The sequence below is a fragment of the Rivularia sp. UHCC 0363 genome, from assembly GCF_034931125.1.
GTDB lineage: Bacteria > Cyanobacteriota > Cyanobacteriia > Cyanobacteriales > Nostocaceae > Rivularia.
Genome location: NZ_JAYGHM010000103.1, coordinates 1,184 through 18,169, shown reverse-complemented (window position 1 = coordinate 18,169; position 16,986 = coordinate 1,184). Strand labels below are relative to the sequence as shown.

Here is a 16,986-nt window from a genome sequence, read left to right as displayed (position 1 = left end):
GCAGCCATCAGAGCATCCCAAAGTGATTGTGGCAGGAATGCCACGCACGGGTACAGAATCAATCAAGCGAGCATTGGAAATTCTCTATGGTAATCATGCTCGTGCCTATCACATGAGCGAGGTGCTCAACCGTCCCAAGCATCTTCAGGTTTGGGCTGATTTGGCATTTGAGCGTATCCAGCCAGAGCAGGTTAACTGGCAGGAATTTCTAGGCGGCTATATTGCGACCACAGATATGCCCTGTGCGCTCTACTTCGAGCAGCTTGCCGCCGCATTTCCTGATGCCAAAATCATTCTGAGCCTGCGTGATGGGCCAAGGCGAATTATTATGCAAGCAGTCCAGAAGCTTTCGATAACTCGTCTAGCGATTGCTGCTGGAATTCTCGTTTTGGTTCTATTAATCGTTCTTTTAGTTGCTAGCTAAAGTAATGAAACTTTTACAGAAGATCAGTTTATCTCTAGCATTTTTGGTATTCAATCAGTCTATTGCATTCGCTGACGCTGTGCCGGATCGGTCCCTCGGTCGAGAGCGGTCGCGGGTAGAGCGTGGTAATGTTAACGGCTTGCCCAGCGAGGTTGTTTCTGGTGGAGCGAGGCGGGGTCGAGCCTTGTTTCATAGCTTCAGACGGCTATCTGTCGCGGATGGGCAAGGGCTATATTTTCAATCTCCTGATGGGGTGAGCAATATTTTGACCCGCGTGACCGGGCGCGAGTCCAGTCGCATTTCCGGCAGTCTGGGCGTGTTAGGTGGAGCCAACTTGGTTCTACTCAACCCCAACGGCATTCGTTTTGGCCGCAGGGCTACGCTGGATCTACGCGGTTCGTTTCTGGCGACGACTGCCACCAGTTTAGATTTTGGGGCATACCGCTTTGCCAGCCACCGCCCTGTCTCTGTGCCACCATTGCTAACAATAGATTTGCCAACAGGTCTGAACTTTGACCGAGCTGGTCAGCTGGTTGTGCGGGGAACTGGTCATCAGATCGATTTTGTAGGGCCGTCCCCTCTAAGGCTGCTCAATCCGCTGTCTGGGGCTGGGCAAAGTTCAACAGGACTGAGGGTGTCACCCGGTCAAACGCTGGCCTTACTTGGCGCAGAGGTGATGCTAGATGGAGCGGTTTTGAGTGCTCCCTCTGGCTCTATTGAACTGGCTGCACTTAGCGATGGTCAGGCCCAGGTAGTCCAAGGCGCGGACGGCTGGCGTTTTAGCTATGCTCCAACCGCGCTGGGCGACATCCAGATGCGGCGGCTTGCTCTACTGGATGTGAGTGGACTGGGCGGCGGCAGGCTAGGATTGAGCGGGGACAGAATATCGCTCTCTGGCAGCTCTTATGGGATCAACCAAAACGTGGGACTCACTGCGGGTCAAACGATGACGATCCGTGCCAACAGCCTGCGGATCACCGGCAGTCGGGCAGCCCCTAGCGGCCAGACTTTTAGATTCTCTCAGAGCCGGTCTGGTTTTCTGAGTAATACATTCCTGGCAGACGGCTCTGACATCCGGGTTGACGTAGGCGATCTGACGCTCGATAGCGGCGGTATTATTCGCACCTTCACATTTGGCTCTGGTCGTAGCGGCGATATCACAGTTCGCAGCCGAGGCGATTTGTCATTGAGTAATTTTTCATCTTTAGACGGACAGACCGGCTTAAGTGCGATTCAATCCTTTACGGCAGCTAGTGGACAGGGTGGAGATATTAACTTAAGCACCAGAAATCTAAGCTTGACGAACGGGGGTGGCATTTTGGCTGCAACGGTTTCGCCTGCTATTGGAGCAGGGCGGAGTGGTGAAATTACAATCCGGTCTGACAATATTGAGGTGGATGGTATTACAACGCCTTTCAATGTGCTCAGCTCTATTTCAACGACCTCTTCCGGGGTGGGAAATGCAGGAAACATACGGATTGATGCAGATAGCGCTGTTTCAATTACTCGCGGGGGGAGCGTTGGCACAATCTCGTTGGGTGTTGGCCGCGCTGGAAACTTTCAGATCAACGCCAGGGACATCTTCATTTCTAACGGCGATGCGACTTCTAGATTTTCTGGACTGTTCGCCTCGGCTATCACCTCACCAGATCTCGAACGGCTGCTGCAATTGTCAGGCTCGCCCTCTGGGAACGCCGGGAGTTTGTCAGTCAACGCTGATACTATCCGACTTCAGGATCGGGGTTTGATTTCTGTGACCAACTCTGGTAGACGCGCTGGTGGCGGCAGTCTGGTGATAAATGCTGGGGCTGTAGTTGTTGACCGTAGTAGCGCAATCAGCGCCGCGACAAATGGTGGACAAGGCGGAAATATTCGATTAAATGTGGACTCGCTTGTGCTTCGTGATCGCTCTGTCGTCGATGCCAATGCTCGCAGGCGCTCAGCCGGTGGGAACATCGAAATCGAGAGCGATACGGTCGCTCTGCTCAACTCGTCACAAATTCGTGCCAATGCTCAAGAGGGTCGAGGTGGAAACATTTCCATTGACGCGGATGGGCTTTTTGTCTCGCCGGGTAGCGCAATTACGGCGACATCTGAGCGTTCCAGAGAATTTGATGGGTCAATTGTAATCAATGCGTTTGAAGTTGGCGCGAGGCAAAGTGAGCTGAATGTAGAAGAGGCTTCAGCGCTGCCCCAAGTTTCATCAGTCTGTCAAGCTCAGGCATCTGACACTGAAAGCCAATTCATCATCAGTGGGACTGGAGGCTTTCCCTCATCGCCATTCGATAGCTTTGATGGCTCTAGCGGCTGGGTAGATCCAACCGCCTCACCTGCTGCGTCTGAATCTGTGAGTTTGCCAGATCTAAATACCCCTAAACCTCCGCCTGTAGAAGCTCAGGGCTGGCAGCGCAACCCTGATGGAACGCTCCGGCTCGTTTCAATCATCGCTAATGCGAATGTCGCCGCAACTGGAGCCGAACAGCTCAACTGCAACAGCCAAAGGTAACTCAGTGGAAGTAAGCTAACCCCCGACTAAAGTGCGGGGGCTTTCGCCCACCCCTAAAGTCAGTTGTTTTTTAGTAGCCCTGATGTGGTCTTCCAGATTGCAAGACAACACCGAGCCTCCGAGGAGACTTACCGCCCCTCCAACGATTGAAATCATTTTTGAACCATTAGCATCAGCATCACAATGATTGCCGCAATGACCGCACTTGAACGACTTTCCAGAGCGATAGGACTTGCCCCGCACGGGATGAATATGCAGGCACTCACTGCAAGTCTGGCTGGTATAAGCCGGATTGACCGCAATCAACTCAACGCCCCATTTGATGCCCTTGTAGGAAAGGAAAAGTCTGAGCTGATAGAAGGCCCAGCTATTGCTCCTACGCCGCTCCGTCTTGCTGCGTGGCATCTCATTGGTGCGTTCTCTGATGCCTGTCAAGTCTTCAACCGCAATGATGGCATTGCCCCGAAGTGCCGACAAAACGATCACTTTACTGATGTTGTGGTTCAACCAAGTTTGATAGCGTTGCTCTCTGCCCGACAGCCGTTTCAAGATCTGTCTAGCCCTGCGGCGAGTAGACCTTGTGCCCTTCGAGGCTTTTTGTTGCAGCGACGCTCTCACTCTGGCGTATCTATCTCTAACCTGTTGAATATCCTTTCCGCTCCACGAATCCCCCTCGGATGTAACAGCGATGTCTCTGCGCCCCAAGTCAACACCAATAACCTTATCGGACTTGATTGGATCTGGAACTTCGTCAGTCAACGCAATGTGGATGTAGTAACCGCCATCACGATGCTTGCAAAGCTGGGCAGACGTAGGTTTACGGCCTTTCAACTTGCCGCGCTGGTAGTTGCCAGCATCGAGCTTGATATGCTCACGCCCATTCAGCAAGGTCAGGCTAACCGTCCAATCCTTCTCCCTAAAGGCAAAGATACGGGCGTCATAATCCGCAGAGGTAGGGCGAAATTCCTTCACGACTTCCCCCTTAGACTTTGCCGCCTTGCGGCTAGCACCCACGCGAGCGCAGACTCTAACAGCCTGATTCGCACTGAGGCCAAACTTTTCCCGCAACTGCTGGTAGACCTGACTTTGAATTGTGGTTTTGCTGGTTGTTTTGAGATTGACCTGCTCATTGGCAAAGTTGCATCCATCCGCAAACGCCTTAAGCAATGCCTCGATTTGAGAGGACTGTTCAGGCGTCGGTTGAAGTTTGCAAGCCAGTGTCAGAGTCTGTTCCACGTTATGAATTATTCACATATGACTATATATTATTCTACAACAGAAATCCAGCCTAATCCGGAAACTTCACGGGGACTAAAGTCCCACGAGTCGTTTTTCCTCCATGCTCTAAAGAGCGAGGCTTCCAAACTTACCGCCTTCTTTTCGTGATCATGAGTCGAATTGTTTTAACTACAATCGGATCGCTAGGCGATTTCCACCCGCTCGTGGCAATTGCCCTAGAATTGCGCGAGCGCGGGCATGATATTGTTTTTGTAACTACTAAACAACATAAAAACGCCGTTGAGCTGCTGGGTTTCGAGTTTCATGCACTGCGGCCCGACTATGCTTCGCCTGACGATCCAGCAATGATGGCCTTGATGATGGATCTCAAACGGGGAACTGAGCGAGTTGTGCGGGACTACATTTTCGGAAACCTGGAGGAGACTTATGCCGACCTGCTGGCAGCGGCTCAGGGCGCAGATTTTATCCTGGCCGGGGATATTGTCTATGCCGCCCAGCCAGTTGCAGAGATGTTAAATATTCCGTGGGCGCTCTGTACGTTGGCACCTACTTCGTTCCTGTCGGCCTATGATCCGCCTGTATTGCCGCCCTTGCCGCTGCTGATTAAGCTCAGAGCCTTTGGCCCAAGCCTCAACCAACCGCTGATTCACGCTATCAAACTGACCTTGCGCCCGTGGGGTGAGCCAATGCAGCAGCTACGACAAAAACTGGGACTTGCACCCATCGATAACCCGGTGGCTGACGGTAAGTTCTCACCTTATCTGAACCTGGCTTTGTTCTCCTCAAAGTTTGCCGCACCCCAGACGGACTGGCCTGCTAAAACCGTGATTACCGGATTCTGTTTTTATGACGGCTCGACCCATATCCAGCCAGCGCTTCAGGAGTTTCTAGATGCAGGGCCAGCTCCAATTCTGTTTACGCTAGGTTCAGCAGCCGTCTGCACTCCAGGCCGCTTTTACCTTGAGAGCATTGAGGCTGCCGTAGAGTTGAACCGTCGCGCTGTGCTGTTGATTGGCAAGAATGTACCGCCTGCTGAGCTGCCCGCAGGGATAGTTACCTTTGATTATGCGCCTTACTCGGCGATCTTTCCACGCGCCTGTGTGATTGTGCATCAAGGTGGAATTGGCACTACAGCTCAAGCATTGCGCTCAGGGCACCCAACTTTGGTAGTTCCCTACAGTCACGATCAGCCTGACAATGCAGCTAGACTTGAACGACTCGGAACCTCGCGTACCGTTTCACGCAATCGATACAGTGCGTCCAGGGCTGTTAAAGGCTTGCGCGAACTGCTAAGGAGTCCAAAGTACGCGGCAAAAGCCTCAGATGTCAGCCATGCACTCCAAGCAGAAAGCGGAGTATATACTGCTTGCGAACAGATTGAACAGCAGCTTGACAACGTTGCAGTATAAGGATTGATATCTGAACCCGCAGCCTTCTGTTTGCAAGACAGGCGCTCTCCCAGTTGAGAGCTACAGACCCATTTGGCGAGAATGGCAGGACTCAAACCTACAACCTACAGGATCGGCACCTGGTGCTCTGTTCAATTGAGCTACAGGACTACAAAAGCGAATGGCGAGACTCGAACTCGCATCTGGAGATTGGCATACTCCGGTGTTAGCCTTTACACCACATTCGCAGGATTGGAGCTGGTGACAGGCATCGAACCTGCAACCTGCTGTTTACGAAACAGCCGCTCTGCCAATTGAGCTACACCAGCATTGGTCGCGGAGTCGGGAGTTGTACGCGCAGCGTTGCCGAAGGCAACACCTGTAATTTGCTTGGTTCACGCAAGCTGCGTCTACCATTCCGCCATAGAGGTTTGGTGGGCTGTGTAGGAATTGAACCTACGCACTGCCGCTTAAGAGGCGGCTGCTCTGCCAACTGAGCTAACAACCCGTTTCGTTTGGTTTTTTAACTAATGGGGCGTATAGGGATTGAACCTATCTCTGCGAGTTAAAAGCCCGCTGCACAGCCACTATGCCAACGCCCCAAAGCAATGTATACGCACGGAATGAAAGGACGATGGATCGGAAATCCGAGCATTCCCCTAAAAATCTAAAATTGGTACACCGAGTAGGACTCAAACCTGCTAGTAACTCACTTATCGGGTGAGCGCTTCGATCACTTCCGCCTTCGGTGCTTGGCCAATTCCGTCGCCAGGGCAAATGGTCGGGATGGTAGGATTTGAACCTACGACCTTCCGCTTCCAAAGCGGCAACTCTAAACCAAGCTGAGCTACATCCCGATGGTTGGTACTGCTGATAGGATTTGAACCTACAACATCTGGTTTCTGAAACCAGCGCCTCTTCCAGTTGGGCTACAGCAGCAAGAGAAATAGGAGGCTAAAGAATTCCAGGCAGGTTCTTTATCCCCCCGAATGCCAGAACAGGATTTGAACCTGTATTTCAACGTTCAGAGCGTTGCGACCTGCCGTTAGTCGATCTGGCAATGAATGGCTGCCCCAGTAGGACTTGAACCTACAACCCATCGGTTAACAACCGAGCGCTCTGCCATTGAGCTATGGGGCAACGAGTGGGAAGTGACGGAACCGAACCGTCGTCTCGCCGTTTTCAGCGGCGCGTGAGCACCAGCTTCACCAACTTCCCAAGTTGATTTTCTAAAGGCGGAAGAGGTCGGAGTCGAACCCACGTTCACAAAGCTAAAGGCGGAGAGCAGTGGAATTGAACCACAGCTATTCACCCATCTGTTTAGCAGACAGAGCCGACCACCAGATCGGTTTACTCTCCAAAAGTCAGGTGGGTAGAGAGGGATTTGAACCCCCAGCGGTCATAGACAACTGATTTACAGTCAGTCTGCTTCAGCCATTTGCATACCTATCCAATTGGCAGTGCTGACGGGATTTGAACCCGCAAACTCAGGATTGAAAGACCTGTGGCTTTACCAATTTGCCTACAGCACCATGACTTGAAATTTCTACAGCCTGATCCTGTAGAACGCACAGACGAGGATTTGAACCTCGATCAACGATTTTGGAGATCGTGATGTTACCGTTACACCATCTGTACATGGTTGGTCGCAGCGGTGAGATTTGAACTCACAATGACCAAGTTATGAGCTTGGAGCTTTACCATTAAGCTACGCTGCAATGAATTGGACTCCAGGGAGAGAATCGTTCGCGAAGCGTCTCCGAAGGAGAAACTCTCGATTATCGGTTTTGCAGACCGACGCCTTCCCACTTGACTACCTGGAGATCTAGCGGCATGAATCCGCAGCGAATCTTAGGAAATAATAGCCCTAAGAACGAGGGTGGACGGATTTGAACCGACGCTCTCCAGTTCGACAAACTGGCGCTTTAGACCGGGCTAAGCTACACCCCCAAGGTGGCATTTAGTTTTCAAGGTCCAGAGATGCTGCTGGGCAGCAGTTAGAGGAAGAAGCGCCGCTCTAAAAAATAGGTCTGCTTGATGTCACGCGGCATTTGCAGATGTTTGGCTGAACGTGGGCTGTTCGGACTGTCTGGGTTTTCTCGAAGAACTGGAGAAGCGCTGGGGCAACGCACCTCGTTAGCGCCCTGCCAGGTTCGAGCAAAAACTGTTCTGAGCATGGAGCGAGAAGTCATCGGCTTAGCTCCTCTGTGTTTCGTTTCATATTACATTTGTAGTATACATACTACAGTCTGTCAAGGGCGTACTACATCTTTTTTTGAGCGGGGAGCGGGCAATGTTGCCGATAGTCGGTCAATTGCTCGCTCCCAGTAGGTTTATGGGCTATGCCAGCGTCGGCAGCTTGGCCTTGCTCATCTGCCACAGCCGGTAGAGCAACCGCTCCGTCTGCTCTGCCATCACGCTCAAGAACATCCCGTCATGGGCAGCTTGGCTCTGGGCTATCCAACTGCCGCTCAGACGGACTTCCACAAACTCGTTGTCCACAGGCAGCACCATCGCCATCGGGCAGCCATCCTGCTCTAGCTGCACCAGTTCAAGACTATTCGCAGGCAGCAGGAAGGCGGCGTGACCGGGTTCGACCCAGAGTGTTTGTCCTAGCCGCATTGCCAAAACCACATGCTGGGCAATCAGTAGTTCTGGGGCGCTCAAGCTGCGTTCCATGTGCAGCCCGACTTCGGTGTAGTTCAACTTCAACATCGCTCTGGCCTCCTTGGGGCTAAAGTCAGGGTTCAATCGGCGGCTGAGCCTGCTGTTCTTTCCAGAACTGCTCGGCAAAGGCAACGGCGGGGTGAATCGGCGCTTTGGGCTTGACTCTGAGCACCATTCTGGTTTCGTGCAGCAGATGGTCACTTTTGCGGGAGTTGCAGCGCTCGCAGGCGGTCACTACGTTGTCCCAGCTATGCGTCCCGCCTTTGGAGCGCGGGATGACGTGATCTAGCGTCAGGTGCTTGCTGCTGCCGCAGTATTGGCAGCTATGGCGGTCGCGCCGAAAGACTTCTCGGCGGCTGACGGGCGGCAGCTTCCAGTGGCGTTCTGGATTGCTGCCTGTCAGCCGAATCTGCTGTGGGACTTGCAGAATCAGGCTGGGAGAACGCACTTCCCAGGGCTGGCTATGGTGGTCGAACCCCAGCGACTCGGCCTGTCCGGTGACAAGCAGCACGATAGCCCGCTTGATGTTTACTCGCGCTAGGGGCAGGTAGTTTTTGGAGAACACCACTACCTGCTGCTGTAGTATCTGGAGTTGCTGTGACTGGGCTTGCATGATTTGATGCCTCAAAAAAATACCCCGCCTCTGAAGTTCAGAAGCGGGGGTTAGGGGAAGTTGGTCTGCTGTTCCCTATCTCGGTGTCAGGGTTGACCTGCACCACCCGCTATGACTGAACTGCTCTAGATTGAGCCACCCGAAAATGGTTGTCGAAATGCTTTCACCGATGGATTTGCCGCTGTTTCTCTCAGACATATCCGCACAGGCAAACGGCATCGCCCCGGTCAAATCTGGCTGGGGATACTTGTAGCTGCGGCGGCGGGTTGAGTGAAGGATGCGGATCATGGTGGGCTATTGTGGTTGAATCGAGAATATTGCTGTTCACATACTACATTCGTAGTATTGAATTGTCTACTATTTGATTGGCGTTGATGGACTGGCTGTAGATACAGGTAGACAAAGGAACGCTACGGAATTACCAGCAGATTGTTCCAAATTCACTCTGTTGACGGGCTAGGCGAGCTTTTGTACTATGGGCGCATGGCAACTGACATCTGCTCGACCCATCTCCCGATTGAGAAACCTGGCTATCGAGCGCAGGCTGACGATACCTGCGTTGAGACTGATCTATTCTTCTTCGGGCTATTGCAGCTGAAAACCACAGCCGAGCGGCTGAAGATGGGCTTGGGTATGGTGCAATCAGCGCGACGGCTCTCGTTCCACTGCCTCAGCCAGCAGTTTAGCCATCTGGCACCTGAGCAACTAGCTCACAAAATAGCAACCGCATGGCTGCAAGAAGACTATCCTGACGACTTTCCTCTCACTGTTCCTAATGATTTTGAGATGAGCTGGATTCAAGACTCGACTGACATCACCGTGCGGCTGCACCATATCCTGAGCAACCTTGGCATTGCCTACTATGTGACTGGGGGCGTGGCTGCAATTGCTTATGGCGAGCCGCGCACGACGCGAGATGTCGATTTGGTCTTAGAGATTGAGCTGGCTCAAATTGATGAATTGGTCACTGCGTTGATGAGCAATGGCTTTTATGTGCCAGGAGCTGAGGATGTCAAAGCAGGCCGGATGCGCTCACTCAGCGTTACCCATATCGAGAGTGTCTCACGCGCTGATCTGGTTGTATCTGGGACTGGAGCATTTGAGCAGATTCGGTTTCAGCGGCGGCGGCTGATTGCTGTGCCAAGCGGAGAGCAGGTTTACTTCAGCTCACCCGAAGACATCATTCTTGCCAAGTTGCTTTGGGGACAGCGTTCTGGCTCTGAGAAGCAGTGGCGGGATGTGCTGGGTGTGCTGAAGGTGCAGCAGACAGCGCTGGACTACGGCTATCTGGCTGAATGGGCAGAGCATCTGGAGTTGGGCGAACTGCTGAGCCAAGCGCTGGTGCAGGCTGGAATCTAATGATTGATTGGCTCTCGCAGCCAAGATCAAGATCTGCTTTCGCAGCCAATGCCGTCTTTATCGCCATCGAAGCGGTGTGGATCGGGCTGTCGGACGGGAAAATTTGTCTGATCCACGTCCTTACAGTCAAGATCGGGTGCGCCCGGTGGGACGCAGAGAGTTGGGTAGCTAGAATCACAATTTTGCTGTGCAGCGGTCGGTGCTGTAGGGATTGTCATCGCCACTGTAAATGCCAATAGTCCGCCTAGAAAGAGCTTCATCGGGGTTTCTCCAAAACTTCTGTGCTCAGCCTACCCAGCATTGGGAAGACTGAAACAAGAAACTCAGGTGCTTCACATGAATTTTGCTATTACACCAAGACTGAAGAAACTTTTGATCACTGCTGGCTTGCTGGGGATGTTTTCATTCGTCTGGTCGTTTGTCATCATTCCTCAGATCTTTCCAGATGTGGCTTGTATCGTCTCAACTCCTAGTGGAGAATTTGTGAAAGCCTGGGGCAAGGCAGACTGTATGAACAATGAAAAAGCAGTGATAGTGCTACAAGCCGATTAGCTTCCTTGTCATATTGAACTTCATACAGGTTCATACATTCTTAAAATCTAACAACAAATTTCTCAGCAACAATAGTCAGTGGGTAAGGCGCGTTAGCTAAATATGATTGGCTTGGAGAGTGGACTAGATTCTGTCTGGGCACCTGGAGATGACGATGATTAGCCAGCAGGCATCAAAATAGAATCAGCGTTGGCTGATCATCTGGTGCTATCGCAAAAACGTTGTGGATTACGCTCTACTCAGCAATCTTGGAACTATATTGCGTAAGAGTGTTTAAAAATGTCAGGACTGAGCTAGGATTGCATTTAAGTAATCTAGCCCAGTATGCAATGCCTTCAACATCCAGACAGTCTCCCAACGCCACAATTGTCACAAGCTCTGCCATTGATGAAGCTGCTGAGGCTTTGAATGAACTACCTGAAAAGGCGAAAGAGAAGCTGTCTCTGCGAGAAGCAGTAGACGTGCTGCGTGATCAGATCACAGCCGCTTTAGACAAAGGCTACTCCTACGAAGATATTGCGGCAATGCTAGAGAAGCAGGACATCACAATCGCACCGTCCTCGCTCAAGCACTATCTGGCTCGCAGCAATCGTCAGCTTAAAAGTGCTGGTGGGACACAGACGAGACGCAGACGCACGACGACAGAACAGTCAGAGCCAGAGTCAGAACAGGTTCCTGAACCCGTCTCGGCTATTGAGGCAGAAGCAGAGGTAGCGCCAGCACCCAAACGGCGGGGTCGTCGTCCAGCTAGTGAGTCTGCCCCAGCGGCAGCTAAAACTCGCTCTGCTGCGGCTCGCACCAAGTCAGTGAGCACGGGCGCTCGCAGGGGTCGAAGCTAAGCCTTGCCTGTGCAGGTATCAGTTTTGCTAGAAAGCCTTGGCAGCTTCTTGGGAAGGTCGATTGGTCACTGACTTCATGGCTCCCAAAATGGCCAGGGCCTCTGAGACAACTTCTTTTGGCCGCTTCAGACAGTCTTGAGCTGTAAAGCGAATAGTTGATATCCCTCCCGCTTTCAGCAGTGCTCGGTCGCGGGCATAGTCTCGTACCGTGTGTTGTTCGTCGTTATGGTGCTGGCCGTCAACCTCAAGCACTAGGCAGTGCCCGTCTGCGATAAGCAGGAAGTCAACCTCAATCCGGCCCGATAGCTGGCTGTTGCTGATTGGAGCATGACTTAGCCCGCAACGCCCCCGGCTGTTAGCAAAGAATAGAGTGCCAGTTTCATTAAGAGCCTTAGCGATTTCCACCTCTGGCCCTGAGCGCAGGTATAGTCCACCCCACTCAAAGTTGTAGTTGCCGCTAGCCTGCTTCGTTGGCTGTGGGTCTACATCAGGCTGCGGATCTACGACAGCTGGTGCTGTGCCCCTCAGTAGAGCCTCAATGCGAGGCTGGAGGGGTTCATCGCAGAAGATGCGCCAGTGGTGTTGCGTGCCGTGCCCTTCGGGCTGGCCCAAATAACCAATATGTAGGCTCTCGCTAGCTCGCATGTAGAAACCAGGGCGTGTGCGGTTGTAAAAGCGCTGCCAGAGCGACTGTCTGACCTGCTTCTTCCGGTTAGCAGTGAATGTTTTAGTCTGCGGGCTGAGCGTTAGGATGATATCGAGTAATTTCCCGGTCGGCACTTGAAACTGGCAGGGAAGTTCACCGCCAATGGGAACGATAGATCCTTGGTAACTATCGGTCTCAAGCGCCTGGTTTAAATTTGTAACCGAGATATAAGCGGTCATTGGCTGTGCTTGGGATGAGCATCACTGCTTCTAGTATTCCCAGCGGTTCAAAAATATGGTGAAATCGGTTGTGAATAGAGAGCAACAATTTAATCTCAAACCCCTTACTTTAAAGAGTGCGCTAAGATTTTTGGCGATGAACTACGTTTAGGGGGAAAATCCCAATGAATAAAGGTGAATTAGTGGATGCAATTGCCAGTAGCTCAGAGTTGCCCAAGAAAGACGCTGACGCCATACTGAGCGCTGCGATTGATGTGATCATGGAAGCAGTCGCATCTGGCGATAAAGTGACGCTGGTTGGCTTTGGCAGCTTCGAGCGACGAGAGCGGGCCGCCCGCGAGGGACGTAATCCGCAGACTGGTGAGGCGCTTCAGATAGCGGCAACACGAGTACCTGCATTCTCAGCCGGGAAGCTGTTCAAGGAGCGGGTGAGTGGCTAGCGACTGTTGCAAGTCTGCCGCATCCGACGATTGACTTGCAGCAAACCATTGATTGGTGTAGTAAATTTGTACTGAACCGTTGGTTTTGCAATGCCTCGATGCATTTGCTTTTTGCCTGCTGCACCGGCCACCCCATGCTATGAGTACCGTTAGGAAAATTATTCATGTTGACATGGATGCCTTCTTCGCCTCAGTCGAGCAGCGAGATGAACCCCGCTATCGAGGCAAGCCGCTGGTCGTGGGCGGCTCACCTTCCCAACGTGGGGCTGTGGCTGCCGCCAGCTATGAGGCCCGTCAGTATGGCATCCATTCCGCGATGCCCTCACGGACTGCCCACTACAAGTGCCCCAGCCTGATTTTCGTCAAGCCGCGCTTTGAGGTCTATCGGGCTATCTCTGAGCAGATTCGTGAGATTTTTTACTGCTACACAGACCTAGTAGAGCCACTGTCACTGGATGAAGCCTACTTGGATGTGACAGAAAATAAGCTGGGCATTGCTTCGGCCATAATGCTGGCTCAAAAGATCAAGCAGTGCATTCGTGACGAGACGCAGCTCACAGCTTCAGCGGGCGTCTCGTTCAACAAGTTTCTAGCCAAGGTTGCCTCTGGCCTGGACAAGCCAAACGGACTATTTCTAATTCCGCCTCATCAGGCAGAAGCTTTTATCGAACAGTTGCCAATCGCCAAGTTCTATGGTGTCGGGCAGGTGACTGCGGCCAAGATGCACAGCCTGGGTATCCATACAGGAGCTGACTTAAAGCAGTGGGCAGAGTCTGATTTGATCGCCAAGTTTGGCAAAGTGGGCCGCTTCTACTATCGGATTGCTAGAGCAGAGGATGAGCGTCCTGTGCAGCCCAACCGGATACGAAAGTCGATTGGAGCCGAGAACAGCTACGAGCCAGACTTGAGCGGGACAGCCCAGATACTGAGCGAGCTAGAGGTGATTGCTGCGACTTTGAAGCGGCGGATGGACAGTCAGCAAGCGACAGGGCGAACGCTGACGCTTAAGCTGAAGTATGCTGACTACCAGCAGGTGAGCCGCAGCCGGACACTCTCCTGCCTGATAGGGGAATTGGATGATATTGTCAGCCTTGCTCGTGAGCTGCTGGCGACCCTTGATGTGGAGCAGAAGCAGGTGAGGCTGTTGGGGTTGGCTCTCTCAAATCTAGTTGGAGAGACAGAGGCAGAGTTTATTCAGCTAAGTCTGAGCTTTCGGTGACAGCGGCAGGGCAAGGTTGACTGCCTCCCTGATGTGGCCCTTGCTTTGTTTCTATCCAAACAGGGGCGCGAGAAATGCAATCGCAATCCCAGAAATGATAAAGATTTCAGCGGCTCTGAGGGCAGCAGAGTGATTGATTTTGAGACCCTGGAGCCAAGCGTTGGGCCGATCTGTACGCTGCGTCTTCCAGTTCAGCATCGAGAGCAGCAGCGGCGCACCGCCGACTTTGGCACCTAGCAGCAGGTGTAGGGCAAGGCTAATCAACATCACCACCCATACAGCCAGATGCGCCAGATACCAGGGCTTTCCCAACTCCCCAGCAGGCAGCCACTCTTCTTTCATCATCCGGCCTGTGACCACCGCAAAAGTGGCCGCGAGCAGCATCGTTAAATTGGCAAGCCGGTGCAGGGCAATCCACCAAAGCGGCTTACCAATCTGATGAAATTGGCTTAAATCTTGAGGCAGGCGTCGATAGCCGATATAGAAGCTATAGAGAACGATTAATGGTAAGACAAGTAGGAACGACAGGGCAATCGTACCGTGAATGCCTTGAATATCGCCTAGCTTGGGTAGGGGCAAGCTACCCAAGCGCCGGTCGTATGTGTTGTAAACCCAGAAGCCAGAGGCGATTGCAGAGATAGCCAGCAGGGCGGACGCAGCATGGATCAAACGAAGCAAAATAGGCTGATAGGGCAGAGAGTTTCGCATATCAGATGGCCTGTGTAACCTGTAAATACTCTAACATCAGCCCTCAGAAAACGATTGGATAGCCCAGCCAGTTGCTCTGCTCACCGACGAGAACCTCGCTCGTTGCCCGCCAGCAGCCGGTCGGAGCGCCGCTTGAATCAAGCTCAACCCAAAACGTGACCTCTACTGTCGGCTGATCCAAAAAGGTCATCGGGTCAAATTTCGATGGGCATGGTTGAATCCCCGTCCGTATGGTGGCAAATCCATTGTCGTCGAACTTGAGGCTGTCTAGCAGGATCAAAATTGATCCTGCCTCATGGCGCTCGCTCAGCCACTGATTTCCATCATTAGTCATGCAGCAGAAAGCTGTTAGAGCCTTTTTGTCTAGCTCGTCTTCAGGCAAAAGGCGAGCGTAGCTGCCAGATGGGGCTTCTGGTTCGTTCAGATGAGGTTGCTCTAAAGCCGCCAAATTCAGAATTTTCATAACTTTTTTTCTGTTCCCTCGTAGACTTTGTACCAACCTTGAATTAAGAACTTGTGGCAGAGATTTCCTGCCAGTTTTCGAGGTCCAGATAATCCCGTGCAATCGATTGTAGAATGCTGTCTCTGCCCTGTACCGAAGCGTTGTGTCTGACCCCTAGCATCTGCTGACTGTGCATTGTTTCTAGCTCGGCCTCGCGTTCTTTCAAGACCTGCTGGATAGACTGCTGATAGCTTGCGCCCATCGCTGTGCCGATAGCTTTAACGATAGGGATGGAGATTCTGAGCATTGATTCGCTGTCGTCTTGAGCAGAGTTCCAAGCCATGATGGCGTCAATGATCTGGTGAACTTTAGCTGTGGAAGCGGATGAGTCGCGCTGGCGTTGAGGACTGGCAGCTTGAGCGGTAGATGCAGGGCGCTGGGCAGGCGCTGGGGATGTCTCTGAGCCTATGGGGGCGGCAGGAGTGATGATGGCTGCTGCGGGTACTGCCGCGCCATTGGTTGCGCCTAAAGATCTGCGGATATTGTCTAAGGTGGCTTGGGTCTGCTGAAGCTGGGTTTTGATCTGCTGATTTTCGGCTGTCAGCTCCTCTATTCGCTGCTGGGCTTGGGGTGAGGGCTGCGCCTGGGCCTTTAGCTGGTCACGCTCGCTTTGCAGGGATGTCACTTCGACTTCGAGCGTTTCGATACGGCTGGTAAACCAGGACAGCGTTTTGGCGAGTTCTGGCACAACCTGCTGTTGGGTTTGGGTCTGCTGCTCAGCCTGTGCCGTCTGCTGGTCAGCCAAATCAAGCTGACCTTCTGCCCAGACGAGTAGAGCCTCCATGCGTTCGAGTTGGTTGGTGCAGTGGGGGCAGATATCATCAAGCAAGTCCAGCCAGCGGTCACGATGATTGCCGTCGATTCTGAGCGAGCTAGGTTTAGGCTGAGACATGGGCTTGTGTTGTTGTTTGGAAAGGGAGTTCGGAGGCCGGATCAGATCGTCAAAAGGGATCAGTTCATATTCAGCGGGGTCGGTTTGGCCTATGTGATCAAGACGGTCACGCAGCTGTTCGATTTGGTAAGCCACATCAGCAGAAGCCATCAGGTGAGCGCCATCCTGGACAGTACCCTGTTTGAAGGCCGCAATCGGCTGAACATCCAGCAGATCTAGTTTGATGCCGAGCCGCCCGTCGCGGTTGCCTAGACCATCGCCAATCGCGTAATCATCGTAGTTGGCTCTAGCCGAGTAGTTAGGTAGCTTAGCGCCATCGGCTGCGATGGTAAAGTGACCTTGAATTTCAGCCTTGAAGTTATGTTCTGGCACGTTAGGCGGACAGAACCAGTGCGCGGCGATGGTGGCGTAGACTGCGCGAAATAGATGGCTGTAGAGGTCATCCCGACCTTCCCGGCTTTCGACTAGCCCAGCGAAGTGACGATTACAGGCCGCAGAGATCGCAGCACTGTAGCGCTGATTGATCTTCTGCTTAGCGCCCTTCATGGTGTGAGCTGCTGCTTTGAGGTCATCGACCTTGAGCGAGCGTTGGAGCTTGGTGATAGCCGCCAGCACAGTCTCAGCCGGTGCCAGCGTCGGAATCTCGATAGCAAAGTCAGCCGACAGCTCAGGGGATTTCTTGGAGGGGTCGCGAAAGAGAATCGACCAGGCTGAATGTGGCTCAAACCGGCTGAGGAGGATTTCGCTGACTCG

16 protein-coding genes and 16 tRNA genes are annotated in these 16,986 nt (G+C 52.7%); 9 read left to right on the top strand and 23 right to left on the bottom strand.

Annotation, left to right across the window (positions count from 1 at the left end; genetic code table 11):
• Window positions 1–22 precede the first annotated feature (22 nt).
• Both VB797_RS32965 and VB797_RS32960 read left to right on the top strand, forming a co-directional pair.
• Window positions 23–424 (top strand): sulfotransferase family protein, encoded by a 402-nt coding sequence (locus tag VB797_RS32965; RefSeq protein WP_323242012.1) that lies wholly within the window; start codon window positions 23–25, stop codon window positions 422–424.
• 4 nt (window positions 425–428) lie between these two features.
• Window positions 429–2,930: a filamentous hemagglutinin N-terminal domain-containing protein gene (locus tag VB797_RS32960; RefSeq protein WP_323242011.1), complete on the top strand. Its 2,502-nt coding sequence runs from the start codon at window positions 429–431 to the stop codon at window positions 2,928–2,930.
• 15 nt (window positions 2,931–2,945) lie between these two features.
• Here VB797_RS32960 and VB797_RS32955 read toward each other — a convergent pair whose 3' ends face one another.
• On the bottom strand, window positions 2,946–4,166 hold the full coding sequence (locus tag VB797_RS32955) for a transposase (protein WP_323242010.1): 1,221 nt from the start codon (window positions 4,164–4,166) through the stop codon (window positions 2,946–2,948).
• A gap of 152 nt (window positions 4,167–4,318) precedes the next feature.
• Here VB797_RS32955 and VB797_RS32950 point away from each other — a divergent pair, with 152 nt between their 5' ends.
• Window positions 4,319–5,578, top strand: a complete 1,260-nt coding sequence (locus tag VB797_RS32950) for a glycosyltransferase (protein ID WP_323242009.1) — start codon at window positions 4,319–4,321, stop codon at window positions 5,576–5,578.
• 155 nt (window positions 5,579–5,733) lie between these two features.
• Here the strand turns inward: VB797_RS32950 and VB797_RS32945 are convergent.
• The 16 genes from VB797_RS32945 to VB797_RS32870 all read right to left on the bottom strand — a co-directional run bounded on the left by VB797_RS32945 (window position 5,734) and on the right by VB797_RS32870 (window position 7,507).
• Window positions 5,734–5,805 (bottom strand) — tRNA-Gly (locus tag VB797_RS32945).
• Window positions 5,806–5,810: 5 nt separating this feature from the next.
• Window positions 5,811–5,886: transfer RNA gene (locus tag VB797_RS32940), tRNA-Thr, on the bottom strand.
• A 103-nt stretch (window positions 5,887–5,989) separates the two neighbouring features.
• A tRNA-Lys gene (locus tag VB797_RS32935) sits at window positions 5,990–6,065 on the bottom strand.
• A gap of 23 nt (window positions 6,066–6,088) precedes the next feature.
• Window positions 6,089–6,159, bottom strand: a tRNA-Lys gene (locus VB797_RS32930).
• Window positions 6,160–6,335: 176 nt separating this feature from the next.
• Window positions 6,336–6,414, bottom strand: a tRNA-Pro gene (locus VB797_RS32925).
• Between the two features lie 5 nt (window positions 6,415–6,419).
• Window positions 6,420–6,496, bottom strand: a tRNA-Leu gene (locus VB797_RS32920).
• A 50-nt stretch (window positions 6,497–6,546) separates the two neighbouring features.
• A tRNA-Gln gene (locus VB797_RS32915) sits at window positions 6,547–6,617 on the bottom strand.
• A 5-nt stretch (window positions 6,618–6,622) separates the two neighbouring features.
• Window positions 6,623–6,697 (bottom strand) — tRNA-Asn (locus VB797_RS32910).
• A gap of 5 nt (window positions 6,698–6,702) precedes the next feature.
• A tRNA-Phe gene (locus VB797_RS32905) sits at window positions 6,703–6,775 on the bottom strand.
• Between the two features lie 60 nt (window positions 6,776–6,835).
• Window positions 6,836–6,916, bottom strand: a tRNA-Ser gene (locus tag VB797_RS32900).
• A 10-nt stretch (window positions 6,917–6,926) separates the two neighbouring features.
• A tRNA-Tyr gene (locus VB797_RS32895) sits at window positions 6,927–7,009 on the bottom strand.
• A gap of 3 nt (window positions 7,010–7,012) precedes the next feature.
• Window positions 7,013–7,089: transfer RNA gene (locus VB797_RS32890), tRNA-Glu, on the bottom strand.
• Window positions 7,090–7,124: 35 nt separating this feature from the next.
• A tRNA-Trp gene (locus tag VB797_RS32885) sits at window positions 7,125–7,195 on the bottom strand.
• 5 nt (window positions 7,196–7,200) lie between these two features.
• Window positions 7,201–7,275, bottom strand: a tRNA-Ile gene (locus tag VB797_RS32880).
• 6 nt (window positions 7,276–7,281) lie between these two features.
• A tRNA-Cys gene (locus VB797_RS32875) sits at window positions 7,282–7,380 on the bottom strand.
• Between the two features lie 51 nt (window positions 7,381–7,431).
• Window positions 7,432–7,507 (bottom strand) — tRNA-Asp (locus VB797_RS32870).
• Between the two features lie 87 nt (window positions 7,508–7,594).
• Between VB797_RS32870 and VB797_RS32865 the strand changes: the two genes are divergently transcribed.
• Complete coding sequence (locus VB797_RS32865) at window positions 7,595–7,888, top strand: hypothetical protein (protein WP_323242008.1); 294 nt, start codon at window positions 7,595–7,597, stop codon at window positions 7,886–7,888.
• A gap of 9 nt (window positions 7,889–7,897) precedes the next feature.
• On the opposite strand, the gene VB797_RS32860 is transcribed toward VB797_RS32865, so the two are convergent.
• Window positions 7,898–8,272: an alr0857 family protein gene (locus VB797_RS32860; protein WP_323242007.1), complete on the bottom strand. Its 375-nt coding sequence runs from the start codon at window positions 8,270–8,272 to the stop codon at window positions 7,898–7,900.
• A 25-nt stretch (window positions 8,273–8,297) separates the two neighbouring features.
• Window positions 8,298–8,837 carry an HNH endonuclease gene (locus tag VB797_RS32855; protein WP_323242006.1) on the bottom strand — a complete coding sequence of 180 codons (540 nt, stop codon included), beginning with the start codon at window positions 8,835–8,837 and terminating at the stop codon, window positions 8,298–8,300.
• Window positions 8,838–9,320: 483 nt separating this feature from the next.
• Here VB797_RS32855 and VB797_RS32850 point away from each other — a divergent pair, with 483 nt between their 5' ends.
• The 3 genes from VB797_RS32850 to VB797_RS32840 all read left to right on the top strand — a co-directional run bounded on the left by VB797_RS32850 (window position 9,321) and on the right by VB797_RS32840 (window position 11,587).
• Window positions 9,321–10,196, top strand: a complete 876-nt coding sequence (locus VB797_RS32850) for a hypothetical protein (RefSeq protein WP_323242005.1) — start codon at window positions 9,321–9,323, stop codon at window positions 10,194–10,196.
• 336 nt (window positions 10,197–10,532) lie between these two features.
• Window positions 10,533–10,748 carry a hypothetical protein gene (locus tag VB797_RS32845; RefSeq protein ID WP_323242004.1) on the top strand — a complete coding sequence of 72 codons (216 nt, stop codon included), beginning with the start codon at window positions 10,533–10,535 and terminating at the stop codon, window positions 10,746–10,748.
• Between the two features lie 329 nt (window positions 10,749–11,077).
• The gene (locus VB797_RS32840; RefSeq protein ID WP_323242003.1) at window positions 11,078–11,587 is read left to right on the top strand and encodes a hypothetical protein; all 510 of its coding nucleotides are present in this window, start codon (window positions 11,078–11,080) and stop codon (window positions 11,585–11,587) included.
• Between the two features lie 27 nt (window positions 11,588–11,614).
• Here the strand turns inward: VB797_RS32840 and VB797_RS32835 are convergent, their stop codons facing one another.
• Window positions 11,615–12,472, bottom strand: coding sequence for an endonuclease domain-containing protein (locus VB797_RS32835; protein ID WP_323242002.1), 858 nt, complete (start codon window positions 12,470–12,472; stop codon window positions 11,615–11,617).
• A 164-nt stretch (window positions 12,473–12,636) separates the two neighbouring features.
• On the opposite strand from VB797_RS32835, the gene VB797_RS32830 reads away from it, so the two are divergent.
• Window positions 12,637–12,912 carry an HU family DNA-binding protein gene (locus VB797_RS32830; RefSeq protein WP_323242001.1) on the top strand — a complete coding sequence of 92 codons (276 nt, stop codon included), beginning with the start codon at window positions 12,637–12,639 and terminating at the stop codon, window positions 12,910–12,912.
• Window positions 12,913–13,051: 139 nt separating this feature from the next.
• On the top strand, window positions 13,052–14,131 hold the full coding sequence (gene dinB, locus VB797_RS32825; protein WP_323242000.1) for a DNA polymerase IV: 1,080 nt from the start codon (window positions 13,052–13,054) through the stop codon (window positions 14,129–14,131).
• Between the two features lie 51 nt (window positions 14,132–14,182).
• On the opposite strand, the gene VB797_RS32820 is transcribed toward dinB, so the two are convergent.
• From VB797_RS32820 to VB797_RS32810, 3 genes are all read right to left on the bottom strand, one after another.
• Window positions 14,183–14,839, bottom strand: a complete 657-nt coding sequence (locus VB797_RS32820) for a cytochrome b/b6 domain-containing protein (protein ID WP_323241999.1) — start codon at window positions 14,837–14,839, stop codon at window positions 14,183–14,185.
• Between the two features lie 43 nt (window positions 14,840–14,882).
• On the bottom strand, window positions 14,883–15,302 hold the full coding sequence (locus VB797_RS32815) for a hypothetical protein (protein WP_323241998.1): 420 nt from the start codon (window positions 15,300–15,302) through the stop codon (window positions 14,883–14,885).
• A 43-nt stretch (window positions 15,303–15,345) separates the two neighbouring features.
• A partial coding sequence (locus VB797_RS32810) for a protelomerase family protein (RefSeq protein ID WP_323241997.1) occupies window positions 15,346–16,986 on the bottom strand: 1,641 nt, incomplete at its 5' end.